The organism is Williamsia sp. (assembly GCF_016462415.1).
In the GTDB taxonomy this organism is placed as follows: Bacteria; Actinomycetota; Actinomycetes; order Mycobacteriales; family Mycobacteriaceae; genus Williamsia_A.
The window spans coordinates 16,790-41,802 of the sequence record NZ_JAEMTF010000031.1; the positions used below are offsets into that span (position 1 = coordinate 16,790).

A 25,013-nucleotide genomic window follows, 5' to 3' on the forward strand; every position below is an offset into this window, starting at 1 on the left:
GCGTTGGCCGCCGACAGCGGCCGGACCATGACCATGAAGTCGTCGATGAGTCCGTCGGCGTCGACGTGGAGGAAGTCGCACCCGTTGATCGATTTCCCGCCCACGGTGGCCGTGAACAGCAGCGCGTGGTCCGTGCCCCCCTCGTCGTCGATCTCCCGGACGTAGGTGAAGTCGTCGAAGACCCGCATCACTGCCCGCAGGATCGCGGCGGTGATCGCCTTGCCCGGATAGGGCTTGAACGCCACCGGGCTGGTGAACACGACGTCGTCGGCGAGGAGTTCTTCGATGGCGGCGTGGTCTCGGGCCTCGACGGCCTGGCGGAAGGCATGCAACGGCGTTCTCCGATCGCGGACGGGGTGGGTTCGACTCGAGCTTCGCAGCACCGGAGCCGCCGACGCCACCGATCGGCGGAACGAATCCGGGTCGCCGAGCGCTGCACCCCGAGAGAACACATCGCAGTCAAGCCAGGGGCTGCTCGACTCGAGAGGTCACCCATGACACGTAGTACCCCCGGCGTCGCGCTGGTCGTCGGCGCCACCGGAATCTCCGGACAGACCATCTGTCGTCAGCTCGTCGCCGACGGATGGGACGTCCACGGACTGTCCCGTCAGCAGTCCCTGCCCGTCGACGGCGTCACCGCCGTGCAGGCCGACCTGCTCGATCCCGATCAGCTCACCGAGCGGTTGCGTGGGATCGCACCCGAGGCGGTGTTCCTCACCGCGTGGATGAAGCAGGACAGCGAGGACGAGAACATCCGGGTCAACAGCGAGATCCTGCGCAACGTCTTCGCCGCGCTCGAGCCGCAGCGCTCGGTCCGACACGTCGCACTGATGACCGGGCTCAAGCACTACCTCGGACCGTTCGAGGACTACGGCACCGCGGTGATGGCCGAGACCCCGTTCCACGAGTCCGAGCCACGCCTGGACAACAAGAACTTCTACTACGCGCAGGAGGACGAGCTCTTCGCCGCGGCCGAGCGGATGGGCTTCACCTGGAGTGTCCACCGGGCGCACACCATCTTCGGGTTCGCCGTCGGCAACGCCATGAACATGGCGTTGACGCTGTCGGTGTACGCCACCCTGTGCAAGGAGAGTGGGCGTCCGTTCGTCTTCCCCGGCTCGAAGACCCAGTGGAACGGGCTGGTCGACGTCACCGACGCCAACCTGCTCGCCGAGCAGATGGTCTGGGCGTCCACCGCGGCCGAGGGCCGCGACGAGGCGTTCAACATCGCCAACGGTGACGTGTTCCGGTGGCGCTGGCTGTGGCCGCAGGTGGCCGCGCATTTCGACATCGAGCCGGTCGGGTTCGACGGCGAGGCCCGGCCGCTCGACGGGCGGATGGACTCGGCCGAGTCGGAGTGGCGGGCGATCGCGGAGAAGTACGACCTCGTCGAGTCCGACGTGAACCGTCTGGCGTCGTGGTGGCACACCGACAGCGATCTCGGCCGCGACATCGAATGCCTCACCGACATGACCAAGAGTCGCAAGGCCGGGTTCCTCGGTTTCCGTTCGACGCCCGACAGCTTCGCGTCCGCGGTCGAGCAGTACCGCGAGGCCAAGATCATCCCCTGATCCGGGGATCGCGCGGTACGCAGCGTCGATTCAATGTGTGCATCACCGGACGCAATATTTGACTTGGACATGAATAAGTCGCGCCCCTAGCGTCGTCGGCATGACCCAGGTCACTCTTCCGAACTCGGGGAGTGACCGGGGTCGTCCACCAAGCACTCCGACGGCAGGACGCGACTCATGACAGCAACGGTCGACAGGATCGGCGCACTGACCGGTCAGATGATCATCGCGGGCGACTTCGTCACCGGTACCGGTGACGTCGTCCGCGGTATCGACCCGGCCACGGACCAGACGCTCGAACCCGGATACGCGCACGGCGACATCGACGACGTCCGCGCGTCCACGTCGGCCGCCGCGGCCGCGTTCGGTCCGTACCGCGCCACCACCTCGGCGGCGCGCGCGGATTTCCTCGAGACGATCGCGTCGAACATCGAGGGCCTCGGCGAGACCCTGATCAGCCGCGCCTGCGCGGAGTCGGGTCTGCCCGTCGCCCGGATCACCGGCGAGGTCGGGCGGACCGCAGGACAGCTGCGGATGTTCGCGTCGGTGCTGCGGGAGGGGAGCTGGAACGGCGCGCGGATCGATCCCGCCATGCCGTCGCGGACCCCGTTGCCGCGCAGCGACATCCGCCAGCGCAAGATCCCCCTGGGGCCGGTCGCGGTGTTCGGGGCCAGCAATTTCCCGCTGGCGTTCTCGGTGGCCGGCGGCGACACGGCCTCGGCCCTCGCCGCCGGATGTCCGGTGGTCGTCAAGGCGCACGACGCGCATCCGGGGACCTCGGAACTGGTCGGTAGAGCCATCGCCGCGGCCGTCGAGACGACCGGTATGCCCGCCGGGACGTTCTCGCTGCTGTTCGGCTCGGGCCGCTCGTTGGGAACCGCACTCGTCACCGACCCGCACATCAAGGCGGTCGGCTTCACCGGATCACGGTCGGGTGGAACGGCACTCGTGGCCGCCGCGGCCGCACGTCCCGAGCCGATCCCCGTCTACGCCGAGATGAGCTCGATCAACCCCGTCTTCCCGCTGCCCGGTGCGCTCGCATCACGGGGCGCCGATCTGGGGACGGCGTTCGCCGCATCCCTGACGTTGGGCTCGGGTCAGTTCTGCACCAACCCCGGCCTGGTCATCGCCGTCGACGGCGCCGGACTCGACGACTTCGTCTCCGCGGCGAGCGCTGCGCTCGCCGCGACCGAGCCGACCCCCATGCTGACGCCGAACATCGCCACGAGCTACGCCGACGGTGTCGCCGCGGCCGCCCAGGATGCGACGATCGTCGGGCGGGGGGCCGAATCGGACGCGCCCAACCGGTGTCGCGCAGCGCTGCTGCGCACCGATGCGCAGACCTTCCTCGACTCGACGGTGTTGCAGCAGGAGGTGTTCGGCGCGTCCGGTCTGGTGGTGCGGTGCCGTGACGCCGAGCAGGTGCTGGCGGTCACCGCCGCGCTGGAAGGCCAGCTGACCGCGACCGTGCACGCCGACGACACCGATCTCGACGTCGCAGGCGGACTTCTGGAGACCCTCGAACTGAAAGCCGGTCGAATCCTGTTCGGCGGCTGGCCCACCGGCGTCGAGGTCGGTCACGCCATGGTGCACGGCGGCCCCGCACCCGCGACATCGGACTCGCGGAGCACCTCGGTGGGATCACGTGCCATCGAGCGCTTCCTGCGGCCCGTCGCGTACCAGGACGTGCCGCCATCCCTGCTGCCGTCCGCGATCGCCGACGGCAACCCCGACAACCTCTGGCGCCGCGTCGACGGCGAACTGACCAGAGACTGACCACCCCAACGAATTCGAGGAGACCCCCATGCTCGACGGAGTCCTGTTCTTCCCGGTGACCCCATTCACCGCCACCGGCGAGGTCGACTACGACCGCCTCGCCCAGCATGTCGAGCGCGGAGTGGCCGCCGGCCCCGGAGGCGTCTTCATCGCCTGCGGCACCGGTGAGTTCCACGCACTGGGACTGGGCGAGTACGGCCGGATCGTCGCCCGTGCCGTCGAGGTCGTGGCCGGTCGCGTGCCGGTGTTCGCCGGTGCCGGCGGATCGCTCGTCCAGGCCAAGGAGTTCGCCGCCAGTGCGAAGAGCAACGGAGCCGACGGCATCCTGTTGCTGCCGCCCTACCTCGTCACGATGCCCCAGGCCGGGCTCGTCGAGTACACCCGCGCGGTCGCGTCCGTCACCGACCTCCCGCTCATCGTCTACAACCGCAGCAACGCGATCTTCGACGAGGCCTCGGCGGTCGAGGTGGCGCAACTGCCCACGGTGATCGGGTTCAAGGACGGCACCGGCGATCTCGACAACGTGGCGCGCATCGTCGTGGCCGTGAAGGCCGCGCTCGCACCGACCGGCAAGGACTTCCTGTTCTTCAACGGTCTGCCGACCGCGGAGATCACCCAGCAGGCCTACCGGGCCATCGGGGTCACGCTGTACTCGTCGGCGACGTTCGCGTTCGCACCGGAGATCGCGCTGGCCTTCTACTCCTCGCTCGAGCGCGAGGACACCGAGCTCACCGACGCGCTCCTACGGGAGTTCTTCCACCCGCTGGTCCGCCTGCGCAACCTCGTCCCGGGATACGCGGTCTCGCTGGTGAAGTACGGCGTGACGATGGAGGGCCTCGACGCCGGACCGGTGCGCGCCCCGCTCGTCGAGCTCGCACCCGCGCACCAGCGCGAACTCGCGAACATCACCGCCGCAGGCCGATCGGTGCTGGCCGGATCGATGGCGGCGGATTCCCTGGCCGATCGGGCCGCGGTCTGATGGTGGCCACATCGATCATCACCGGGGTGGACATCACCCCGGTCGCGTTCGCCGATCCGCCGCTGCTCAACACCGTCGGTGTCCACCAGCCGTTCGCACTCCGCGCGATCATCCAGCTGAGGACCGACTCCGGTGTGGTGGGCCTCGGCGAGACCTACGCCGACACCGCTCACCTTCTCCGGCTCGAGGCCGCGGCCGAGGCCATCGTGGGCCTGGACGTGTTCGCCCTCAACGAGATCCGGGCGCGCATCGACACCGTGCTCGACACCCTCGCGGTCACCGGCGGGGACGGCGTGGCCGGCATGATCACCACGGCGAGCACGACCGACCGCGTGTTCTCACCGTTCGAGGTGGCGTGCCTCGACGCGGCCGGCCGTGTCCTCGACCGCCCGGTCTCCGATCTGCTCGGAGGGGCGGTGCGGGCGTCGGTACCGTTCAGCGCCTATCTGTTCTACAAATGGGCCGGCCACCCCGGTGCCGAGCCCGACCGCTGGGGTGAGGCGCTCGATCCGGCCGGACTGGTCCGGCAGGCCCGCACGATGATCGACACCTACGGCTTCACCGCGATCAAGCTCAAGGGTGGCGTCCTCCCGCCCGCCGAGGAGGTCGCGGCGATCAAGGCCCTGCGAGCGGAGTTCCCCGAACTACCACTGCGCCTTGATCCCAACGCTGCCTGGACGGTGGACACCTCGGTCTGGGTGGCCGCCGAACTCGACGGCATCGTCGAATACCTCGAGGACCCGACACCGGGCCTCGACGGCATGGCCGCGGTCGCCGCCGAGGCGAAGATGCCGCTGGCCACCAACATGTGTGTCGTCGCCTTCGACCACCTCGAGCCCTCGGTCCGCAAGAACTCCGTGGCCGTCGTGCTGTCCGATCACCACTACTGGGGCGGCCTGCAGCGATCACGGCTGCTGGCAGGCATCTGCGACACCTTCGGTCTGGGGTTGTCGATGCACTCGAACTCGCATCTGGGCATCAGCCTCGCGGCGATGGTCCACCTCGCGGCCGCCACGCCGAATCTCACCTACGCGTGCGACACCCACTGGCCCTGGAAGGACGAGGACGTGATCCGCCCGGGCGTACTGGGCATCCGCGACGGCTCCGTGGCCGTCCCGACCACCGCAGGCCTCGGCGTCGAGATCGACGAGGACGCGCTGGCGACGCTGCACCAGCAGTATCTGGACTGCGGGATCCGCGATCGTGACGACACCGGATACATGCAGTCCGTGGAACCGGGATTCGTGAACTCCAGCCCCCGATGGTGAGGGGCGTCCGAACTCGACGGTCGCGCTACCGCGGCGTCCGGAGCATGCGGACGTGGGGGATTCCGGCGTCGAGGTAGTTCTCACCTGCCCGGACGAAGCCGTAGCGGCCGTACCACGCCTCGAGATGCGCCTGCGCGGAGATCTCGACAGCGCCCGGGTACGCCTGCAGCGCAGCGGTGAGCAGTCGTCCGGCGTGGCCGCGACCCCGCGCGTCTGCCGCCGTCGCGACTCGTCCGATGTGCACCGCATCCTCGACGAGGACACGGAGAGTGGCGGTCACCTCGCCGTCCTCGTCCTGCATCCAGAACAGTTCGGTCGTCGGCGCGAGATCCGCGCCGTCGAGTTCGATCTCATCGACGATCCGCTGCTCGTGGACGAACACCGCGACCCGCAACGCCATGATGCGGTAGAGGGCGTGCTGGTCGACCAGGGCGAGCGGAGCGTGGTGGACGGTGTTCATCGGGGATCCGTTCCGTCGGAGGAGTGGAGTCGTCGAGTGCTCGCGACCGGCGTCCGCGTCGCGACACGATGGCGCACATGGTGATCCCGAGAAGGATCAGATAGACCGGGAACGCGACGGTGGTGACGTCGTACGCCGACAGGCTCAGCAGAGCGAGCGTGCCGTTGGCAGCGGCGAGCAGGTAGACGATGGGGCGCTCGGTGTCCGGATGCCGCCAGGCCTTGACCACGGTGGGAACACCCCCGATCGCGTCGGCGGCGAGCGCGGTGAGCACGGCCAGGACGGGATCGTCGAGCGCCAGCCACGCAAGCAGAGCCACCGCGGCGACCACACCGCACGACAGATCGAAACCGCTCACCCGCCAGTAGCTCGAGCGATTCGCGAACGACGCGCAGAGGATCAGCAACGGCCCCAGACCGACCGCGAGTGTGGTGACCGCGGGCAGTCCGACGCCGTCACCGATCTGCGCTCCGAACGCGATGCCGGGCGCGGCCGCCCACAGGAACCACGTGACCCGGTTGGGTCGCACGACGCCACGCAGGGTGAGCACGGCGTACCAGGAACTGCCCAGCATCGACAGGGCGGCACCGAGCAGCGCGAATCCGGGGTCGATCACGCCGAGATCCGGTCGACGACGTCAGCGACCGTCCGACGCACCAATTGCTCCTGCGTCGCAGGCGGATACATCGTGCTGTCGAGTGCGGCGAGCACCGCGACCCCCTCGACAGCCGTGACGATCTCCCGGGCGTGGTCGCCGGCGTCCGTGACGGTGATGTGTGGATGCAGATCAGCCACCAGGCCCGTGATGCGCGTCAGCCACTGCCGAGTGTTGCGCACGTGCACCGCCCGCAACTCGGCGTCGGCAATCGATGCCGCGGCGAAGCCGATGAAGATGCGGGTCTCCACCGTCCGTTCCTCGTCGAGTGGTAGCACCGAGGAGACGACAGCGAGCAGATGCTGCGCCGGAGTGGCGTCGCGGGCCGCGTCGACACCGTCCGCTCTTGCCGCGGTCCGCTCGAAGAGGGTTTCTCGGGCATGGACCAGCATCGCCGACCTCGACCCGAAGCGGTGCATGATCAGGCCGGTGGTGCAGTCCGCGCGTGCCGCGACCGCGCGGACGGTCGTCGCCTCGATCCCGAGCTCCGCGACGGTGTCCCACACCGCGCGAGAGACACGGTGGCGTGCGTCAGCGGCGTCTGCGGTCATCTCACGTCACCTCCCCTCCGATCCCTCGTAACATCCGTTACGAAATGCCGTAACAGATGTTACCGGCCATCGTCGGGGTGTGGTGAGTGGTCAGACATGCCGTAGTAGCTTGATTCAGGCAACGGCCATCCGATCGGGTGTGCCATACCAGGAGTGAATCGATGTTCTCGCTACCTCGCCTGACCTGCTTCATCGCCGTGGCCGAAGAACTGCATTTCGGTCGCGCCGCCGAACGTCTGCACATGACCCAGCCGCCGCTGAGCAGACAGATCCAACAACTGGAGAACGAGCTGGGTGTGCAGCTGATCGACCGTACGAGCCGGTCGGTGACGCTGACCGCCGCCGGGGCCGCGTTCCTGCCCGATGCGCGCCATATCGTCCGACTCTCCGAGAGTGCCGTGCTCACCGTCCGTCGGGTTCCCGCCGGCGACCTGGGCAGCGTCATCATCGGTTTCACCGGGGCATCGGCGCACGCGATCCTGCCGCGCCTGCTCGACGCGGCGCGCGCGACGCTGCCGGACGTGAAATTACTTCTGCGCGAAATGGTCTCGTCGGCGCAGATCGAGGCGCTGTCCCGCGGTGAGCTCGATCTCGGCCTGGTGCGCCCCATCATGACCCGTCCGGGCATCGCGACCCGGCCGATCCACCACGAACGCCTCGTCGCAGCTCTGCCGGAGGACCATCCACTCGCCGATGCAGAGCACCTCGCGATCGAGGACTTCGACGACCAGCCGGTGATCATGTACTCCCCGGTCGACGCCCGCTACTTCAACGAGCTGCTGATCAGCACGTTCACCGCGGTCGGGGCCTCGCCACGCTACGTCCAGTACGTCACCCAGGTGCACACGATGCTGGTGCTGGTGCGCTCGGGCATCGGGATGGCGCTCGTCCCGGAGTCGGCCATGACCATGCACCCCGACGGGGTGGTGTTCAAGCAGGTGACCGCGGTCCGCGACCGGCCGGTGCAGATGAACGCGGCGTGGCGCGCCGACAACACGAATCCGGCGCTGCTGCGGTTGATGAGCGACGTCCTGCCCGCGCGAGAGTGGATCTGATCCGCCGCTGATCTGGTGTCAGACGGCCGCGCGCACAGGCGGTTTGACCGCCGTCACCGGACACTGTGCGTCGAGAAGAACGCGCTGCATCCCACTGCCGGTGAACAGCTTCCCGACCGGCGATCGGCGGCGGATGCCGATCACGAGCAGGTCGACGTCGTCGTCGAACGACGCGTCGATGAGTCGGTCGGCGTGGGCCAGCGACGGGTCGTTGTCGAGCACCTCATGGGTGACCCCGAGCGCATCGGCGTCCTCGCGGGCCGACTGAAGATCCGCGGCGAACGCGGGCGCCGTCGCGGAGTCGCCGTCGGCGATCACCAGCAACGTCGTCGAGCGCATCTTGGCCTCGGCGAAGCCGAACGGGAGGGCACCCCGCCCCTCGGGTGTGGGTACGTAACTCAACACGACGCTCATCGAACGGCCCGACCGGGCTCGACGACGGCCGTGGTCAACGTGCCGGACTCCAGGTACTCGGCGAGGTTGCGCAGCGTCAGGGCCTCCATCGCCGCACGCGTCTCGACGGTTCCGCTGCCGACGTGGGGCAGCAGGACGACGTTGTCGGCCGCGAGCAGGGCCGCGGGGACCTCTGGTTCGGCGGTGAACACGTCGAGCCCGGCGCCGGCCAGACCCCCGTTGCCCAGCAATTCCACCAGTGCCTGTTCGTCGACGACGCTGCCGCGGGCGACGTTGATCAGGTATCCGTCGGGGCCCAGGGCCTCGAGCACGTCACGACCGACCAGGTGGCGGGTTCCCGCGCCGCCCGCCGCGGCGACGATCAGTACGTCCACCGACGCCGCGAGTTCGACAGCCGAGGGGACATAGCGGTAAGGGGAGTCGGGGACCTGATTGCGGTTGAAATAGGCGATGTCGCAGCGGAAGGCCTCGAGGCGGGTCGCGATGGCCGACCCGATCCGGCCCAGCCCGATGATCCCCACACGACGCCCGGAGACCTTGCGGGTCAACGGGACGTTGCCCTCGGACACCCAGCGGCCGGCCCGGACGTACCGGTCGGCGGCGGAGAACCCTCGAAGGGTGTCGATGAGCAGTCCGACGGCGGTGTCGGCGACGCAGTCGGTGAGGACGTCGGGGGTGTTGCTGACGCCGATGCCCAGTTCCCGGGCCCGCTCGACGTCGGTGGTGTCGTATCCGACGCCGAAGTGGACGATCGCGCCCAGGTGGGGCAGCGCTGCCATGAGGTCGGCGTCGACGCCCGTGCGACCGGACGTCACCACGGCGGTGACCGCCGGGCCGTGCTCGGCGAGGAAACCGGCCCGTTCGGGGCCGGTCGGCAGGGTCGCCGCGGACCACTCGGAGGCCAGTGTCGCCGAGAGGGATGGTTTGAGGGGGCCGACCTGGAGAACGGTCCCGGCGGTGACCCGCTGTGCTGTAACCGATTTCAGGTCATCGCGACCGGGTGCCGTTGCGTTGGTCATCTGGGCTCCTCCTCGTGGTGATGGCACCATCGACCCACGCGGGGTCTCGCCACCGATGGGACCACGCTAAATGCGACCAGGAATACCTGTCCAACTCTGAAATAGCATGAACTGATACCGAAAGCGCATGGATGACTGCGCAGTGCCCGGCCGGTTCGTCTGATGGTGCGGCGAACCGCATGGTCAGAGGGTTTTCGAGGTGATCCACGCCTCTCAGATGCAACCGATGTGAGGGGCGCCACAGCCCTAAAACCGCTGCTGATGGCCGTTTCGTCCGGTTGACGCCCCCTCAGGCCGCTCCTAGCGTGTGGCTACCGTCACAACGCGGTGACTTCTCGCGGAGCTCCGCGAACTTCATTCTCTCGGAGGAACCCATGCACGCTGCAGGTTTGCTGCCCGCCGGCCGACGCCGCGCCCTGGCGGCAGGACTCGTGGCCGCGGCCCTCGCGGTGGTCTCCGCCGGATGTTCGGTCGCGAACACGACGAGCAGTGATGCGGCCAGCCCGAACACGCTGCGCATCGTCCTCCCGCAGGAGCCGCCGACCCTCGAGCCGTGCGACGCCTCACTCACCTCCACCGGTGTCGTGGTCCGCTCCAACATCACCGAGCCGCTCGTCGAGCGGAACCCGGGAACCGGTGATCTCGAACCGAAGCTGGCCGATTCGTGGGAGCAGGTGACCCCGACGACGTGGCGCTTCGCCATCCGGCCCGGGGTCCAGTTCAGCAACGGCGCGACCTTCGACGCCACCGATGCGGCCTTCTCCATCAACCGCACCCTCGACGCGTCCATCGCCTGCGACGTCAACGGATACGTCTTCGACGACAGCAAGCTGACGGTCACCGCCGTCGACCCCGCGACCGTCGAGATCACGACTCCGATCGCCGACCCCATTCTGCCGCTCCGGGTCTCGTTCATCGAGATGGTCCCGCGGACCACCGACTCGACCGACAAGGTCCGCATCCCGATCGGCACCGGCCCGTACATGGTCGACTACTGGGACGCCGGTCAGAAGCTCGCACTCAAGGCCAACCCCAACTTCGGTGGTACGAAACCCGAATACACCCGGGCGATCTATCAGTGGCGCACCGAGGGCAGCGTCCGCGCAGCGATGGTCACCAACGACGAGGCCGACCTGGCCACCTCCCTCGGACCCGAGGACGGAGCCGGCGATCTCGGGGTGGCCTACACGAACAACGAGACCACGGCACTGCGGATGCAGGCCACCGAACCCCCGCTCGACGACATCCGGGTCCGCGAGGCCATCGACCACTCCATCAACCGCACCGGCATCGTCAAGGCCCTGTTCCAGGGACTGGGTACGCCGGCCGCGGAGCTGGTCGCCAAGGGCATCGTCGGATACAACGATGCGCTCCGCCCGACCTCCTACGATCTCGCGAAGGCATCGGAGCTCGTCGCACAGGCCAAGGCCGACGGCGTCCCGGTCGGCAAACAGATCCGGCTCATCGCCCGTACCGGCCAGTTCCCGAAGATCAACGAGGTCGTGGAGGTCATCCAGAACTCGCTGAGCAAGATCGGTCTCAACGTCAAGATCGAGATGATGGACACCTCCGGCCAGATGCAGTACCAGATCCGTCCGTTCCCGAAGGCGGGCCCGGTGCTGCTGATGATCCAGCACGGCAACCAGGCCGGAGACACCCAGTTCACCGTCGATCAGTACATGCTCAGCGAGGGGTACCAGAGCAGCTACGGAACAACCGACTACGACGACGAGATCAAGGCCGCGGAGGCGAAAACCGGGGACGCCCGTCAGGCCGCGATGGAGCAGGTGCTCGCCTACGAGCCGGCCGAGATCCGTCAGTACGCCTACATCGCACACATGCAGGCGGTGCTCGCCCTGTCCCCGTCGGTGTCCTATCAGCCGAACTCGGCGACCGGCGACGAGATGCGCCTGGCCGAGATGACACATGCCACCCAGCAGAACAACGCCTAGACACCTGCGCAACAGCCCCTTTCGACACAGCCAGCCCACCACCCGAGGAAACCGCCATGACACGCTCCACGACCACGACGAGGTGGTGACCGGTGTTCACCTTCCTGCGCCGGCGCATGTACACCAGCCTCATCCCTCTGCTCGTCGTCCTGTTCGGTGTGTTCCTCCTTGCACGGCTGACCGGCGACCCGACCAACCTCTACCTGCCGGTCTCGGCGACCCCCGACCAGCGCGCCGAGTTCGCGGCGGAGAACGGTCTGGACAAGCCGGTCTGGCAGCAGATGCTCGACTACCTCTCCGGCGTCGTCCATCTCGACTTCGGCGAGTCGCTCAAGACCGGCCAGTCCGCAGCGTCCATGGCGCTCAACGCCTTCCCGGCCACACTCCAGTTGGCCTTCGTCACGATGCTGCTGGCCGTACTCGGATCGGTGATCCTCGGATGCTGGGCCGCCTACCGGCCCAACTCGCTTGCCGACCGCATCTCCAGCCTGCTGTCGATGACCGCCGCGAGCGTCCCGGACTTCTGGTTCGCCATCACCGGCATCTGGATCTTCTCCGTCGTCCTCGGATGGCTGCCCACCTCGGGCACCGGCAGCACGCTGGCCTGGGTCCTGCCCATCGCCACCCTGATGATCCGACCGCTCGGTGTGCTCACCCAGGTGGTGCGCGGCGCGATGGTGTCCGCGCTGTCCGCCCCGTACGTGAAACTCGCACGCAGCAAAGGTGCGGGTGACCTGCGCATCGTCACCCACCACGCACTGCGCAACGCCGCCGCGCCGGCCCTCACCGTCGCCGGTGACCTCACCGTCGGACTGGTGAACGGCGCGGTGATCGTCGAGGCGATCTTCGGATGGCCCGGCATCGGCAAGCTGATGATCGACTCCATCCTGCAACGCGATTTCGCGGTGCTGCAGGCGGCCGTCCTTCTCACCGCGGTCAGCATCTTCGTGCTCAACATCGCCATCGACGCCGGATACGCGCTGCTCGACGCGCGTGTCCGCGAGAAGGTCACGGTCTAGGAGAACTCATGTCCATCGTCACCGACCCCCTCGCGGGCCAATCCCCGCTCCTGCCCACCGATCCCGCGGGCGACACCGTCGCCACCGGCGCGGTCCCGTCCAACGATTTCCCGCTGTGGAAACTGCTGCTCCGCGACAAGATGGCCACCGTGGCCGCGGCGGTCCTCGGGTTCGTCCTGCTCGTGGCCGCCTTCGGTCCGATGATCGTGGGCAGCCGGGCCACCGAGCAGAACCTCGACCGCTCGAACCTCGCGCCGTTCTCCCTCGACACCGGCTTCATGAACATCCTGGGCACCGATCCGTTGGGCCGCAGCATGTTGGCCCGTCTCATCGTCGCGTGCCAGACGACGATGATGGTGTCGCTGCCGGCGGTGATCATCTCCTGCATCGTCGGGTCGATCATCGGTATGTGGGCCGGCTACCACCGGGGTTGGCGGGAGACGACGGCCATGCGCATCGCCGACGTCATCATGAGCTTCCCGTCGTTGCTGCTCGCCGTCGTGGTGCTCTACGTCTTCTCACCGAGCGCGGCCAACATCGTCGCCGTCCTCGCGATCACCCGCATCCCGATCTACCTGCGCACCGCCCGCGCCGAGTCCGCCGAGCTGCAGAGCCGGGTGTTCGTCGACGCGGCAAGGACATTCGGAGCAGGCAGCGGCTCGATCATCCGCAGGCACGTCTTCCCGATCCTGCTCCCGACACTGCTCACCGTCGCCACCCTCGACTTCTGCTACGTCATGCTCGCCGAGTCGTCGCTGAGCTTCCTGGGCATCGGCATCCAGCCGCCCGACATCAGCTGGGGCCTGATGGTCTCGCAGGGCCGGACGTACCTGCAGACCGCGTGGTGGCTCTCGTTCTTCCCCGGCGTCGCGATCGTCGTCACCACCGTCTCGGCCACCATCCTCGCGGCCTGGGCGCGCATCGCGACCGACCCCGGTCAGCGGTGGCGACTGACCACCCCCCGACCGCGACGTTCGGCCTCGCAGTTCGTCACCCAGCTCGTCTCGCGAAAGGGCAAGGCATGAGCACCACCACCGTCGACCTCCCGATCCAGCACGACGCCGACGACGATCGGGTCGCCCTCAACGTCCGCGATCTGACCGTCGACCTGCGCACACCGACGGGCACGCTGCGGGCCGTCGACCACGTCTCGTTCGTCGCGCGCCGCGGTGAGACCCTGGCCCTGCTCGGTGAATCCGGGTGTGGGAAGTCGATGACCGCGCAGGCGCTCGTCGGCCTGCTCGACCCGATCGCCGACATCTGCGAGGGGTCGGTGCGGCTCGGTGACGTCGACCTGGTCACCGCGAGCAAGCGCACCCGACGGGCCATGGCCGGCACCGAACTCGCCATCGTCTTCCAGGACGCGCTGACCGCGCTGAACCCGGTGTACACCGTGGGAACCCAACTGGCCGAGCCCTTCCGCATCCATCGCAAGATGTCGGCACGGGCCGCGCGCCGCGAGGCCATCGAGCTCATGCGCCACGTCGGGATCCCGGAGCCGGAGTCCCGCCTCGACTCCTACCCGCACCAGTTCTCCGGCGGGATGCGCCAGCGACTGCTGATCGCGATGGCCGTGGCCCTGAGCCCGACCGTGCTGCTCGCCGACGAGCCGACGACCGCACTCGACGTCACCGTGCAGGCGCAGATCATGTCGCTGCTGGCGAAGCTGCGCGCCGAACACGACATGGCCGTCGTCCTGATCACCCACGACCTCGCCCTCGTTGCCGAGCAGGCCGACCGCGTCGTGATCATGTACGCGGGCAACGTCGTCGAATCCGGGCCGGTCGCAGAGGTGTTCACCGATCCGCGGCATCCGTACACCAAGGGGCTGCTGGACTCGGTGCCCGTCGGCGCCGAACGCGGAGCCGACCTCAAGTCCATCGGTGGTACCCCACCGGATCTGCGGTCGGTGCCCTCCGGCTGCGTCTACCAGGACCGCTGCCCGCTGGCCTCGGAGATCTGCCGGACCCAGCGTCCACCGCTCGAATCGGTCGGCGACGGACGTCGCGCCGCATGCCATTTCTCGCAGGAGGTCTCCCATGTCTGAGTCGGTGCTGCAGGTCCGCGAGGTCAGCAAGACGTTCGCGGTGCCCGGCAAGTCCGGTCACAACCGACTGCGGGCCCTCGACGGGATCACCCTGGACCTGGCGCGTGGCGAGACCCTCGGCCTGGTCGGCGAATCCGGTTGCGGCAAGTCCACTCTCGCCCGCACCCTGATGATGCTCGAGCGTCCCGACGCGGGCACCGTGTCGTGGGGCGGCGCCGATCCGTTCGTGCAGAAGGGCAAGGACATGCTCGCGTTGCGACGTCGGGTGCAGATGGTCTTCCAGGACCCCTACGCCTCTCTCAACGCCCGGATGACCGCAGGCGACATCATCAGCGAACCGTGGCGAACCCACAAGACGCTGTACGCCTCGAAACGCGACCGTGCCGCCCGGGTCCGCGAGCTGCTGCACATGGTCGGGCTGCGCCCGAGTGATGAGAGCCGCACCCCGCAGGAGTTCTCCGGCGGACAGCGGCAGCGTCTCGGGATCGCGCGGGCCCTCGCGCTCAACCCCGAGGTCATCATCTGCGACGAACCCGTGTCCGCACTGGACCTCTCGGTGCAGGCCCAGGTGCTCAACCTGCTCAACGAGCTGCAGCAGGAACTCGGCATCTCCTACATCTTCATCTCCCACGATCTGTCGGTGGTGCGTCACGTCGCCGACCGGGTCGCGGTGATGTACCTCGGCCGGATCGTCGAGACCGGAGCCACCGAGGCGGTGTTCGACCGGCCTGCGCATCCGTACACCGAAGCCCTGCTGTCGGCCGCCCCGACTCTGGACCAGACCACCAAGCGGGAGCGGATCATCCTCGAGGGCGAGGTGCCCTCACCGCTGAACCCGCCGTCGGGCTGTCGATTCCGTACCCGGTGCATGCATGCGACCGACGTCTGCGCGACCGCGTTGCCGCCCGTGGCGGTCGACGAGTCCAGCGCCGGGCACGTCGCCGAGTGCTACCACCCCCGCGGCACCGTCGACCTCGCGTTGACCGCCGTCGGCGCGTGAGGGTGCGCGATGAGCATCACCGGTGAGCCCGCTCGCGTTCGCCGTCATCGCGGTCGTGGTCTGCGCCGCCTCCTGCATGCAGGCCTCGATCGGGTTCGGGATCGGGATGCTCGCGGCGCCGGTGGTCGCCCTGTTCGACCCGTCGTTGATCCCGGGCACGCTGATCATGTCGGCGACCGTGGTGACGTTCCTCGTGGTCGTCCGCGAGCGCGCCAGTCTGGACCTGCGCGGCACCGGGTGGGCGCTGGTGGGCCGGGTGCCGGGAACGGTGGCCGGGGCCCTGCTGCTGCTGTGGTTGCCCGATCGGGGACTCGCGCTGCTGCTCGGTGCGGTCGTCCTCGGTGGGGTGATCTCGGCGAGCATCGGATGGGCGCCGATCCCACGACGCCGGAACCTGGCGGCGGCCGGCGCCGCGTCGGGCCTGCTGGGAACGGCCACCTCGATCGGTGGTCCCCCGATGGCGTTGGTGCTCCAGGGCAGCGAGGGAGCGCGACTCCGCGGGAACATGAGCGCCTTCTTCCTCGTCGGTTCCCTCATGTCGCTCCTCGCACTGGCCGCGACGGGGGCGATCCATCGCGAGATGGTCGACGCATCGCTCCTGCTGATCGTGCCCACCGTGCTCGGGTACGTCGCCTCACTCGTCGTCAATCGGTTCCTCGACCCACCCCGCCTGCGACGGGCGTCGATCGCGATGTCGTCGGCAGGCGCCATCCTCCTCATCGCCCAGCAATTCGTCTGACATCCCACCCCCTCTCGAAAGGTTGACCATGTCCACCGCCACCCACCCGCACGGCAACGACGCACCGGTGGTCACCGCGATGCGTGTGGTCCCGATCGCGGGCCGCGACAGCATGCTGCTGAACCTCTCGGGCGCCCACGCGCCGTTCTTCACCCGGAACCTGGTGATCCTGACCGACTCGCACGGACACGTCGGTGTCGGTGAGGTGCCCGGAGGCGAGCCGATCCGGGCCACGCTCGAGGACTCCCGCGATCTCGTCGTCGGACGCGGTGTCGGTTCGTACAACGAGATCCTCGGCCTCGTCCGCCGCACCTTCGCCGGTCGTGACGCCGGCGGCCGCGGCGCCCAGACCTTCGACCAGCGGGTGACGATCCACGCGGTCACCGCCCTGGAGTCGGCGTTGCTCGATCTGCTCGGCCAACACCTCGGGGTCCCCGTCGCGGCCCTGCTGGGCGAGGGACAGCAGCGCGCGACGGTGCCGGTGCTCGGCTACCTGTTCTTCGTGGGTGATCGCACGAGGACGTCGCTGGACTACGCGGACGGCTCCGGCGAGACCGACGACTGGTCACGACTGCGTCACCAGGAGGCGATCACCCCCGACGCCGTGGTCGCGTTGGCCGAGGCCGCGCAACGCAAGTATGGCTTCGCCGACTTCAAACTCAAGGGAGGCGTTCTCGCTCCCGACGAGGAGGCGGCCACCGTCACCGCGCTCGCGCAGCGGTTCCCCGAGGCCCGGATCACGCTCGACCCCAACGGGGGGTGGTTGCTCGACGAGGCCGTCCGGATCGGCAGGCAGCTGCGCGACGTCCTCGCCTACGCCGAGGATCCGGTCGGACCCGAGGGCGGGTTCTCCGGACGCGAGGTGATGAGCGAGTTCAAGCGCGCCACCGGCCTGTCCACCGCGACGAACATGATCGCCACCGACTGGCGCGAACTCGGTCACACCATCCGTTCCGGCGCAGTCGACATCCCGCTGGCCGATCCGCACTTCTGGACGATGGCCGGCTCGGTGCGCGTCGCGCAGCTGTGCGATGCATGGGGACTCACGTGGGGGTCGCACTCCAACAACCACTTCGACGTGTCGCTGGCGATGTTCACCCAGGTGGCCGCCGCCGCGCCCGGCACCATCACCGCCATCGACACCCACTGGATCTGGCAGGACGGCCAGCGCATCACCACCGACCCGTACCAGATCGTCGACGGTGCGCTGAGCGTGCCGGACGCACCCGGACTCGGGGTCACTCTGGACATGGATCGGGTGGAGGAGGCGCACGAGCTGTACCGCGCCGAGGGCCTCGGCTCCCGCGACGACTCGGTCGGGATGCAGTTCCTCATCCCGGAGTGGACGTTCGACAGCAAGCGGCCCGCGCTGGTCCGCAGCTGAACCGGTGGGGGATCTGAAGATCGTCGTCGGTGACCGGAACCTGTTCCCGCACCGCGAGTTGTTCGAGTCGCGACTGCCGGACGGCGCGTCGGTGTCATGGCATCCGGTGTTCGGCGAACAGGCCGTCATCGCCGACCTGCCCGATGCGGACGTCTACGCCGGCGGGAAGTTCACCGCCGCCATGGCCGCCGCGGCGGGGCGACTACGACTGATCCACGTCGCGGGAGCCGGATACGACAACGTCAGCCTGTCCGACGTCTCGTCGACGACCCAGGTGGCGAACACCTTTCACCACGAGGGTTCGATCGCCGAGTACATCGTCGCCACGGCGATCCTGCTCCGACGCGGGTTCCTGACCCAGGACGCCGCTCTGCGGCAGGGGATCTGGGCGACCTCGGTCTACGACGACACCATCGACCAGCCGCGGACCCTGCGCGACGCGCGAATCGGATTCGTGGGCTTCGGGCACATCGGTGCGCAGAGCTGGTCGGTGCTGCGGGCCCTCGGGGCCACCGGATGCGCGGTGACCGGCAGCGGGTCGGTGGACGCCGATGAGCACGGACTGGCCTGGGTCGGCGACACCGGAGCGCTGGCCCGGCTGCTCGACGAGTCGGACGTGGTCGTGGTGTCGGCGCCGTTGAACGAGCGCACCCGCGGGATGATCGGGCGAGACGAGCTGACGCGGATCGGGTCCGCCGGGGTGTTGATCAACGTCGGGCGCGGTCCTCTGATCGACGAGCACGCGCTCTACCAAGCGTTGTCGGACAACGTCATCGCCGCGGCGGCCGTCGACGTCTGGTACGACTATCCGTCACCGGACGGAGTGGGACGACCGTCGGAACTCCCGTTCTCCGAACTGCCGAATCTGGTGATGACCCCGCACTCGTCGGGCGTCACCCGCGACACCTTCGTCGGCCGCGTCGGCGACATCACCGACAACATCACGCGCCTCGCCGACGGCGAGAAGTTGCTGCGCGTGGTGTACCCGCGCGGCTGATCAGGCCTGCCCGCGGCGGTGCGGGTCGGTGATTGCCGCGGCGGCCTCGGTGAGCAGCCGACGCAGCAACGGTGAATCGGTGTCGCCGAAGACGTTGTCCGGCATCGCCGAATGCAGTGACGCGACGCCGGTCATCAACGCGAACAACAGCGCTCCGCGTAGTCGGGCCTCCTCGTCGTCCATGTCGTCGCCGTCGAGGTCCGCCGCGAAACGGTGCACGACCGCGGTCAGGGTGCGTCGCCGCAGATCCGCGGTGGCCGCATCGCCGGCCGGATCCCGGAGCAGCAACAGCAGAGGGTTCTGGTGTCCGAACTCCGGCCAGGCGTCGGGGTGCAGGCCCGCGAGCAGATCGTCGATGACGGTTTCCGGGTGCGCGGCCCCCTCGGCGGGTCGGCCGTCGAGCACGTGCGCCGTCTCGGCCAGCACCGCCGCGAGCAACCCGTCCTTCGAGCCGAAGTAGCGGTTGATCAGCGACACGTTCGCGCCCGCGTCGGCAGCTATCTCGCGCACCGTGGTCCGTTCGTAGCCGTAGACGGTGAAACGCCGCTTCGCCGCCCTGAGCAGGTCGGCCCGGGTGGCGTCGGCGTTGCGTTCACGACCGGCCGGTTCGCCAGGGGTCGGCGCGGACGACTCATGTAAACGCATGTTGACCAGGATGCCACAGGCGCCTAGCCTCATGTGTAAACATGCGTTTGCTTAGCGAGGGAGTCGTGGGATGACGAAGACATCAGGGGTGTCGGACGGCGTGACCGCCGAGTCGGGATGGCGGGCGAATCTGGAGATCATCGCGATCGGTCTGGGGGCGCTGATGGCGGCGCTGGCCCAGACGCTGGTGCTGCCGGTGCTGCCGCTGATCTCCCGTGACATCGGGGCGTCGACCACCGAGGCGCAGTGGCTGCTGACCTCGACCCTGCTGGTCGGAGCGGCCGCGGTACCCGTCATCGGTCGACTCGCCGACATGTACGGACGACGCCTGATGCTGGTCGTGGCGCTCGGTGCGCTGCTGGTCGGCTCGGTGATCGACGCCCTGACCGACGACATCCGCATCATGATCGTCGGCCGTGCCATCACCGGTCTGTCCAGCGCTGCGATCCCGCTCGGCATCAGCCTGTTGTCGGCGGTGCTGCCCGAAGCCCGCAAGGGATCGGCCGTCGCTCTGGTGAGCGCGATGTTGGGTGTCGGTGGCGCTCTGGGGCTGCCGCTCGCGGGCATCGTCGCCGAGCACTTCGACTACCACGCGCTGTACTGGATCGGTGCGGTCGGAGCGCTCGCCAGCATCGTGTTGGTGCTGACGGTCGTCGGCAACCCGAGCGGCGCGCGGCCCGGTGCGATCGACTTCCCCGGGATCGTGCTGCTCGTGGGGGGACTGGTCTGCCTGGTGCTGCCGCTGTCGCAGGGGTCGTCGTGGGGATGGGGCTCGGTGGCCACGATCGGTCTGCTGATCGCCTCGGTGGTGCTGCTGGCGTTGCTCGTCGTCGTCGAGAAGCGTTCGCCCGACCCGCTCGTGGACATGCGCGCGTTGTCCAACCCGCCGGTCGCGATCACGAACGTCGCGTCGATCTTCGTCGGCTTCGCTCTGTTCGCGAGTTTCGTGGGGACCGCGAACTACGTCCAGGCCCCGGAGGCGACGGGGTACGGGTTCGGCTCGTCGGTGCTGGTCGCCGGTCTCTGCCTCATGCCCAGTGGCGTGCTGATGCTGGTGTTGGCGCCGGTCGCCGCCCGGCTGATGAAGGCATGGGGGCCCGGTCGGGTGCTGTTCGTCGGCGGACTGATCATCGCCGCGGGTCTCATCGTGCGCATCATCCTGACCGACTCTCTGTGGCAGATCATCCTGGGCAGCACCATCGTCGGCGCCGGCACGGGCATCGCCTATGCGTCGTTGCCGTCGTTGATCAACGTGCACACCCCGGCTGCCGATCTGGCGGCGGCGAACGGGATCAACACCCTCGCAAGGTCGTTGGGCAGCACGCTGGCCAGTGCGGTCGGCGGAAGCCTGTTGGCCGCGGTGACGGTCACCGTCGGTGGCGCGGCCCTGCCGTCGCTGGGCGGCTACCAGATCCTGTTCACCATCTGCGCGGTCGCTGCGACACTCGCGGCGTTCGCCGGACTGGTGGTCTCGTCACCGAAGCTGACCACGCACGACCGTCACGAAGTACTCGAACCGGTGTAGCGGTTCTGCCGGGGGTTCGATCGAGGACCGTCAGTGTCCGCGATTGCTGCGACGGTGATGCACGTACTCACCACCGCCACAGAAAAGAGGACCCTCATGCCCGATCGCTCAGGCTCCAGAATCGACCACCTGAACATTGCCGTGCCGGATCTCGCCGCGGCGGTGGAGTTCTACGAACCCATCTTGGCTTCGATCGGTATCAGCAAGATGCTGGTGATACCCGGCGGGTACGAGGAGGGCAAGCCCGGTATGGCCGGGTTCGGCCTCGCCGATGTCAAGCCCTACTTCTGGCTCGTGGACGAGGGAGAGGTGGGCTCCAACATGCATCTCGCGTTCACCGTCGATACCCGCGCGCAGGTCGAGACCTTCTATCGGGCAGCTCTTGATGCCGGGGCGACGTCGTTGATCGCGCCATCGGTGCACACCGAGTATCACGACGACTACTACGGCGCGTTCGTCCTCGACCCACATGGCATCAACCTGGAAGCGGTGTGCCACCAGGCGATCTGAAACGCATCCGCGTCCTCGGGCCGCGTCGGGTCATCACCAAGATCCCCTGAACGGCGGCCGGCTTCTGGCGTTTCGTCAGGCCGACATGTCGATGTCGGTGCCGACGCCGGTCGCACGGGCTCGGTCGATCACCAGCGCTGCGGCGGCGAGGTCCTGGAGTCCTATCCCGGTGGAGTCGAACAGGGTGATGTCGTCATCCCCGCGACGGCCGATGGTCCTTCCGGAGATGACGTCGCCGAGTTCGATGGCGATGTCGGCCTCGGTGATCGCACCGCCGGCGATGGCCATCATTGCGTCGCCGGATTTCGCGAGCGCGGTGGCCCGGCTGTCCACGACGATCCGGGATCGGGCCATCGCGGCACTGTCCACCTCGCGTTCGTCGGGTCGCGGTGCGGCGCCGACCGCGTTGACGTGCATCCCCGACCGGAGCGACTCCCCGAACAGGATCGGTGTCACCGACGGCGTGAGTGTGCAGACGATGTCCGCCTGTGCGGCAACACGATCAACCGACTCGGCGGTGACGACGGGGATGCCCATGTCGGCGACCTTCTCGCGGAACCCGTCCACCGTCTGCGGCGAGCGGGACCAGACCACGATGCGGTCGATGGGCCGGACCAGTGCGATGGAGCGTGCGTGTTCGACGGCGAGATTGCCGGCGCCGACGAATCCGAGCGTCGAGGCATCGGCGCGCGCCAGGTGTTTGGTGGCGACGGCGCTCGTCGCGGCGGTCCGCATGGCGGTGATCGCGCGACCGTCGATCAGGGCGATGCACTCCCCGGTGACCGAGGAGGTGACCACGATGGTCGACCGTTGTCGCGGACGGCCGTGGGCAGGGTTACCGGGTAGATCCGAGAGGACCTTGACCGCAACGAGTTCCGCGGTTCGCAGTTCCGCCGCCATCCCGATGACCGCGCCGTCGTCGGGTGCGTGCATCGAGATCGGGCGGGGGTTCTGCGCACCCCCGGTGTTCAGGTCGGAATGGGCCTGCTCGACCGCGTCCAGTACCGCGACACGGTCGAGCAGGGCGGCCACGTGGGAGTGCCGCAACACCAGGGTCATCTCTCAGCCGACCGCTACCAGTTCGGCGGCGTCGACGATCCGGGTGTTCACCAGGTCGGCGAACGACGGTGCGGTCTGCACCATGGCTTCCTCGGCAAGGATGCGCATCCATCGATCGGTGGCGGGACCGTCGATCCGGACCGTGTCCCATGTACGCGAGCGCTGGATACGCGCGCACGACGCCGAGAGGGTCGCGAGCGGCATGTTCGGCCAGTGCTCGGCCAGCAGCGGTTCGAGTTCGGTCACCGGTGCCTGCCGGACCGCGGCCATACCGTCGCTCAGAGCCGCCGTGAACGCGGTCAGGCGCTCGGAGAGCTCGTCGAAACGGTCGGTGCGGCAGTAGTACACGCTGTTCGGTCCGAGTCCGCCGACCTCGGCGTACTCGACGGCGATGTGGCCGGTTCCGCGGTCGTTCATGGACTGCGCGGTGGTGATGTCGAGGATGATCGCGTCACCCAGGCCGCTCTCGAACAGTTCCACGAACATCGGGGTCGACAGGTCACGGAGGAAGGTGGTGCCCGCCGAGTCCACGCCGGCCTCGCGCATCATCCCGGCGGTGATGGCGTACGGCGCGCTGCCGCCGATGCCGGGGGCCAGCACCGTCTTCCCGGTCAGCGACGCCCACTCGAAGTCGGTGGTCTGTTCTGTCCGGGTCACCAGTGCCTTGGGGAACTGGTGGTTGAGCTGCGCGAAGACAGTCAGCTCGCGGGGTGTGCCGTGGTACATGCCGGGGACCCAGATGCCACCGAGGGCGACGTCGGCCGTTCCGTCGGCGAGGTCGTCGAGCACCCCGGTCCACGGGTCGCATGCTTTCGCGTGGACCGTGAGGTCGCGGTCGGCGAAGAGGCCGGCGTGGTCCGCGTAGTACTCGGGCAGGTAGTTCAGCCCGTGTGCGGTTGCGGAGATGGACAGGTGAGACATTGCGTCACTACTTTCTGTGGTGGGTCGAACGGGTTGCGAGCGAATGGATTCAGGCGGCCACGGGGACGGTCGCCGGGGTCTCACTGGTGGCCTCCAACGACTTGCCGAAGGTCTCGGGACCGAACTTGGCCGCGACCACGAGCAGTCCGTACATCGCGGCGATCATGAAGAACACCCCGGCGACGCCGGCGATGTCGAAGAAGAACAGTGCGGCGAAGGGCATCACGGCGCCGGCGACGTTGCCGATCCCGTTGACCACCGAGGAGCCCATGGCGCGGATCGACGTGGGGAACAGCTCGGGTGTCCACACCGAGAGCATGGTGTTGAGGAGCATCGTGAAGAACTGGAAGATGGCTCCCAACACCAGGATCAGGACCACGTTCTGGGCGAAGACCGCGAAGGCGATCGCGGCGATGCAGCCCAGGACGGCGGCCGACATCACGGTGACGCGGCGCGGCACCCGGCTGGCGAGGTAGCAGGCCGTGCAGGCGCCGAACAGGCTGCCGACGTTCATGATCATGGTGAACAGCAACGAGTCCGACAGCGAGTAGCCCCGCGAGACGAGCAGGATGGGCATCAGGAACAGCAGGGTCACCTGGGCGCCGAAGGACATCCACGACGCGGCACCGATCGCAGCGGTCCGACGGAGGTTGCGGCCCTTGAACACCTCGGCGTACGAGGTCTTGACGTGCGGGAGAGCATCCTCGGCGGTGACGAAGGATTTGGTCGGACCGGGGTCGCGCAGACCGGAGATCGAACCGGAGGCGAGGCGCGTCAGTGAGCGATTGGCCTCGTCGACCCGGCCCTTCGACAGCAGGAACCGCGGTGACTCGGGGAGGTACCGGCGGAAGAAGACCACCAGAACCGCCGGGAGAGCGAGGATCACGTAGGTCCAGCGCCACGAGTGGTCGTCGCCACCGAGTACCCCGCCCAGCGGACCGAGCACGAGCAGGAAGAAGCCGAAGGACGCGATGTTGCCGATGCCGCCCGAGGAGATGTTGAGCGTGGCGAGCAGCGAACCGCGATGGCGTGTGGCGACCACCTCGGCCAGGATCGCCAGGCCGACGGTGAACTCGCCACCCAGGCCGATCCCGACGATGAACCGACTGGCCAGCAGCATCTCGTAGTTGGCAGCGGCGGCGCTGATCAGCCCACCGAGCGTGTAGACGAGGAGGTTGAGGCTCAGCGCGACCCGCCGTCCCCACCGGTCGGCGATGTATCCACCGATGAGACGGCCGACGAGTCCGCCCACCACGGTGACCGTGTTGATGAGCGTCAGCTGGGCGTTGCCGATACCCAGGGAGTCCTTGATGAGCGGGCCCATGGCGCCGGTCGAGTTCTGCTCGAGGCTGTCGAAGAAGAGTCCCGCCATCAGGAGTGCGATGACCGCGGCCTGGACGCGGGTGAAGCCGATCTTGTCGAGCGTCGCGGTCAGGCCCTGTGCGGGCGGGGTGGGAGGTATGCGGG

Annotated in this window: 25 protein-coding genes; 15 read left to right on the forward strand and 10 right to left on the reverse strand. The window is 68.4% G+C overall.

Features of this window, described 5'->3' with window-relative positions; genetic code table 11:
- Positions 1-332, reverse strand: a 332-nt coding sequence (locus JHC79_RS09910) for a nuclear transport factor 2 family protein (protein ID WP_296390147.1), incomplete at its 3' end; no start/stop codon positions are given.
- 162 nt (positions 333-494) lie between these two features.
- Here JHC79_RS09910 and JHC79_RS09915 point away from each other — a divergent pair.
- From JHC79_RS09915 to JHC79_RS09930, 4 genes are all read left to right on the forward strand, one after another.
- Positions 495-1,571 (forward strand): SDR family oxidoreductase, encoded by a 1,077-nt coding sequence (locus JHC79_RS09915; RefSeq protein WP_296390149.1) that lies wholly within the window; start codon positions 495-497, stop codon positions 1,569-1,571.
- Between the two features lie 177 nt (positions 1,572-1,748).
- On the forward strand, positions 1,749-3,347 hold the full coding sequence (locus JHC79_RS09920) for an aldehyde dehydrogenase (NADP(+)) (RefSeq protein ID WP_296390151.1): 1,599 nt from the start codon (positions 1,749-1,751) through the stop codon (positions 3,345-3,347).
- Positions 3,348-3,375: 28 nt separating this feature from the next.
- Positions 3,376-4,326: a 5-dehydro-4-deoxyglucarate dehydratase gene (locus tag JHC79_RS09925; RefSeq protein WP_296390152.1), complete on the forward strand. Its 951-nt coding sequence runs from the start codon at positions 3,376-3,378 to the stop codon at positions 4,324-4,326.
- Positions 4,326-5,594: a glucarate dehydratase family protein gene (locus tag JHC79_RS09930; RefSeq protein WP_296390155.1), complete on the forward strand. Its 1,269-nt coding sequence runs from the start codon at positions 4,326-4,328 to the stop codon at positions 5,592-5,594. The genes JHC79_RS09925 and JHC79_RS09930 overlap by 1 nt, the downstream gene beginning before the upstream one ends.
- 25 nt (positions 5,595-5,619) lie before the next feature.
- Here JHC79_RS09930 and JHC79_RS09935 read toward each other — a convergent pair whose 3' ends face one another.
- The 3 genes from JHC79_RS09935 to JHC79_RS09945 are packed head-to-tail and all read right to left on the reverse strand — an operon-like array spanning position 5,620 to position 7,260.
- Entirely contained in the window at positions 5,620-6,054 is a 435-nt protein-coding gene (locus JHC79_RS09935; protein ID WP_296390157.1) for a GNAT family N-acetyltransferase, read from the reverse strand.
- Positions 5,945-6,670, reverse strand: a complete 726-nt coding sequence (locus JHC79_RS09940) for a hypothetical protein (protein ID WP_296390160.1) — start codon at positions 6,668-6,670, stop codon at positions 5,945-5,947. The genes JHC79_RS09935 and JHC79_RS09940 overlap by 110 nt, the downstream gene beginning before the upstream one ends.
- Entirely contained in the window at positions 6,667-7,260 is a 594-nt protein-coding gene (locus tag JHC79_RS09945) for a TetR/AcrR family transcriptional regulator (RefSeq protein WP_296390162.1), read from the reverse strand. Before JHC79_RS09945 ends, JHC79_RS09940 begins: the two co-directional genes overlap by 4 nt.
- A gap of 161 nt (positions 7,261-7,421) precedes the next feature.
- Between JHC79_RS09945 and JHC79_RS09950 the strand changes: the two genes are divergently transcribed.
- Complete coding sequence (locus JHC79_RS09950; RefSeq protein ID WP_296390164.1) at positions 7,422-8,315, forward strand: LysR substrate-binding domain-containing protein; 894 nt, start codon at positions 7,422-7,424, stop codon at positions 8,313-8,315.
- Positions 8,316-8,333: 18 nt separating this feature from the next.
- Here the strand turns inward: JHC79_RS09950 and JHC79_RS09955 are convergent, their stop codons facing one another.
- Together JHC79_RS09955 and JHC79_RS09960 are read right to left on the reverse strand one after the other, a co-directional pair.
- Complete coding sequence (locus JHC79_RS09955) at positions 8,334-8,729, reverse strand: universal stress protein (protein WP_296390166.1); 396 nt, start codon at positions 8,727-8,729, stop codon at positions 8,334-8,336.
- Positions 8,726-9,748: a 2-hydroxyacid dehydrogenase gene (locus JHC79_RS09960; protein WP_296390168.1), complete on the reverse strand. Its 1,023-nt coding sequence runs from the start codon at positions 9,746-9,748 to the stop codon at positions 8,726-8,728. The genes JHC79_RS09955 and JHC79_RS09960 overlap by 4 nt, the downstream gene beginning before the upstream one ends.
- A 374-nt stretch (positions 9,749-10,122) precedes the next feature.
- On the opposite strand from JHC79_RS09960, the gene JHC79_RS09965 reads away from it, so the two are divergent.
- The 8 genes from JHC79_RS09965 (at position 10,123) to JHC79_RS10000 (ending at position 18,886) form a co-directional block, all read left to right on the forward strand.
- Positions 10,123-11,700 carry an ABC transporter substrate-binding protein gene (locus tag JHC79_RS09965; protein WP_296390170.1) on the forward strand — a complete coding sequence of 526 codons (1,578 nt, stop codon included), beginning with the start codon at positions 10,123-10,125 and terminating at the stop codon, positions 11,698-11,700.
- Between the two features lie 92 nt (positions 11,701-11,792).
- Positions 11,793-12,719, forward strand: coding sequence for an ABC transporter permease (locus JHC79_RS09970; protein ID WP_296390172.1), 927 nt, complete (start codon positions 11,793-11,795; stop codon positions 12,717-12,719).
- A gap of 8 nt (positions 12,720-12,727) precedes the next feature.
- Positions 12,728-13,744: an ABC transporter permease gene (locus JHC79_RS09975; RefSeq protein ID WP_296390175.1), complete on the forward strand. Its 1,017-nt coding sequence runs from the start codon at positions 12,728-12,730 to the stop codon at positions 13,742-13,744.
- Positions 13,741-14,766 (forward strand): ABC transporter ATP-binding protein, encoded by a 1,026-nt coding sequence (locus tag JHC79_RS09980; protein WP_296390177.1) that lies wholly within the window; start codon positions 13,741-13,743, stop codon positions 14,764-14,766. The genes JHC79_RS09975 and JHC79_RS09980 overlap by 4 nt, the downstream gene beginning before the upstream one ends.
- Positions 14,759-15,766, forward strand: coding sequence for an oligopeptide/dipeptide ABC transporter ATP-binding protein (locus JHC79_RS09985; RefSeq protein ID WP_296390179.1), 1,008 nt, complete (start codon positions 14,759-14,761; stop codon positions 15,764-15,766). The genes JHC79_RS09980 and JHC79_RS09985 overlap by 8 nt, the downstream gene beginning before the upstream one ends.
- 22 nt (positions 15,767-15,788) lie before the next feature.
- Entirely contained in the window at positions 15,789-16,505 is a 717-nt protein-coding gene (locus tag JHC79_RS09990) for a sulfite exporter TauE/SafE family protein (protein ID WP_296390181.1), read from the forward strand.
- A 28-nt stretch (positions 16,506-16,533) separates the two neighbouring features.
- Positions 16,534-17,889 carry an enolase C-terminal domain-like protein gene (locus tag JHC79_RS09995; protein WP_296390183.1) on the forward strand — a complete coding sequence of 452 codons (1,356 nt, stop codon included), beginning with the start codon at positions 16,534-16,536 and terminating at the stop codon, positions 17,887-17,889.
- Positions 17,890-17,902: 13 nt separating this feature from the next.
- Positions 17,903-18,886, forward strand: coding sequence for a 2-hydroxyacid dehydrogenase (locus tag JHC79_RS10000; protein WP_296390203.1), 984 nt, complete (start codon positions 17,903-17,905; stop codon positions 18,884-18,886).
- Here JHC79_RS10000 and JHC79_RS10005 read toward each other — a convergent pair whose 3' ends face one another.
- Entirely contained in the window at positions 18,887-19,531 is a 645-nt protein-coding gene (locus JHC79_RS10005) for a TetR/AcrR family transcriptional regulator (RefSeq protein ID WP_296390184.1), read from the reverse strand.
- Positions 19,532-19,601: 70 nt separating this feature from the next.
- Between JHC79_RS10005 and JHC79_RS10010 the strand changes: the two genes are divergently transcribed.
- Together JHC79_RS10010 and JHC79_RS10015 are read left to right on the forward strand one after the other, a co-directional pair.
- Entirely contained in the window at positions 19,602-21,056 is a 1,455-nt protein-coding gene (locus JHC79_RS10010) for an MFS transporter (RefSeq protein WP_296390186.1), read from the forward strand.
- A gap of 57 nt (positions 21,057-21,113) precedes the next feature.
- On the forward strand, positions 21,114-21,566 hold the full coding sequence (locus JHC79_RS10015) for a VOC family protein (protein ID WP_296390188.1): 453 nt from the start codon (positions 21,114-21,116) through the stop codon (positions 21,564-21,566).
- Between the two features lie 75 nt (positions 21,567-21,641).
- Here the strand turns inward: JHC79_RS10015 and JHC79_RS10020 are convergent, their stop codons facing one another.
- The 3 genes from JHC79_RS10020 to JHC79_RS10030 all read right to left on the reverse strand — a co-directional run.
- Positions 21,642-22,625, reverse strand: coding sequence for an ornithine cyclodeaminase family protein (locus tag JHC79_RS10020; protein ID WP_296390191.1), 984 nt, complete (start codon positions 22,623-22,625; stop codon positions 21,642-21,644).
- A 3-nt stretch (positions 22,626-22,628) separates the two neighbouring features.
- Positions 22,629-23,546: an ABC transporter substrate-binding protein gene (locus JHC79_RS10025; RefSeq protein WP_296390193.1), complete on the reverse strand. Its 918-nt coding sequence runs from the start codon at positions 23,544-23,546 to the stop codon at positions 22,629-22,631.
- Between the two features lie 49 nt (positions 23,547-23,595).
- The coding region (locus JHC79_RS10030) for an MFS transporter (RefSeq protein WP_296390195.1) at positions 23,596-25,013 on the reverse strand (1,418 nt) is incomplete at its 5' end.

What these genes read in the sequence shown, in the direction of transcription:
- JHC79_RS09965 (WP_296390170.1), top strand. Translation starts at nt 10,123, where the DNA reads ATGCACGCTGCAGGTTTGCTGCCCGCCGGCCGACGCCGCGCCCTGGCG.
- JHC79_RS09930 (WP_296390155.1), top strand. Translation starts at nt 4,326, where the DNA reads ATGGTGGCCACATCGATCATCACCGGGGTGGACATCACCCCGGTCGCG.
- JHC79_RS09920 (WP_296390151.1), top strand. Translation starts at nt 1,749, where the DNA reads ATGACAGCAACGGTCGACAGGATCGGCGCACTGACCGGTCAGATGATC.
- JHC79_RS09945 (WP_296390162.1), bottom strand. Translation starts at nt 7,260, where the DNA reads ATGACCGCAGACGCCGCTGACGCACGCCACCGTGTCTCTCGCGCGGTG.
- JHC79_RS09995 (WP_296390183.1), top strand. Translation starts at nt 16,534, where the DNA reads ATGTCCACCGCCACCCACCCGCACGGCAACGACGCACCGGTGGTCACC.
- JHC79_RS10005 (WP_296390184.1), bottom strand. Translation starts at nt 19,531, where the DNA reads ATGCGTTTACATGAGTCGTCCGCGCCGACCCCTGGCGAACCGGCCGGT.
- JHC79_RS09975 (WP_296390175.1), top strand. Translation starts at nt 12,728, where the DNA reads ATGTCCATCGTCACCGACCCCCTCGCGGGCCAATCCCCGCTCCTGCCC.
- JHC79_RS09955 (WP_296390166.1), bottom strand. Translation starts at nt 8,729, where the DNA reads ATGAGCGTCGTGTTGAGTTACGTACCCACACCCGAGGGGCGGGGTGCC.
- JHC79_RS09925 (WP_296390152.1), top strand. Translation starts at nt 3,376, where the DNA reads ATGCTCGACGGAGTCCTGTTCTTCCCGGTGACCCCATTCACCGCCACC.
- JHC79_RS09960 (WP_296390168.1), bottom strand. Translation starts at nt 9,748, where the DNA reads ATGACCAACGCAACGGCACCCGGTCGCGATGACCTGAAATCGGTTACA.
- JHC79_RS09935 (WP_296390157.1), bottom strand. Translation starts at nt 6,054, where the DNA reads ATGAACACCGTCCACCACGCTCCGCTCGCCCTGGTCGACCAGCACGCC.
- JHC79_RS09950 (WP_296390164.1), top strand. Translation starts at nt 7,422, where the DNA reads ATGTTCTCGCTACCTCGCCTGACCTGCTTCATCGCCGTGGCCGAAGAA.
- JHC79_RS10015 (WP_296390188.1), top strand. Translation starts at nt 21,114, where the DNA reads ATGCACGTACTCACCACCGCCACAGAAAAGAGGACCCTCATGCCCGAT.
- JHC79_RS09985 (WP_296390179.1), top strand. Translation starts at nt 14,759, where the DNA reads ATGTCTGAGTCGGTGCTGCAGGTCCGCGAGGTCAGCAAGACGTTCGCG.
- JHC79_RS10020 (WP_296390191.1), bottom strand. Translation starts at nt 22,625, where the DNA reads ATGACCCTGGTGTTGCGGCACTCCCACGTGGCCGCCCTGCTCGACCGT.
- JHC79_RS10010 (WP_296390186.1), top strand. Translation starts at nt 19,602, where the DNA reads ATGACGAAGACATCAGGGGTGTCGGACGGCGTGACCGCCGAGTCGGGA.
- JHC79_RS09980 (WP_296390177.1), top strand. Translation starts at nt 13,741, where the DNA reads ATGAGCACCACCACCGTCGACCTCCCGATCCAGCACGACGCCGACGAC.
- JHC79_RS09915 (WP_296390149.1), top strand. Translation starts at nt 495, where the DNA reads ATGACACGTAGTACCCCCGGCGTCGCGCTGGTCGTCGGCGCCACCGGA.
- JHC79_RS10025 (WP_296390193.1), bottom strand. Translation starts at nt 23,546, where the DNA reads ATGTCTCACCTGTCCATCTCCGCAACCGCACACGGGCTGAACTACCTG.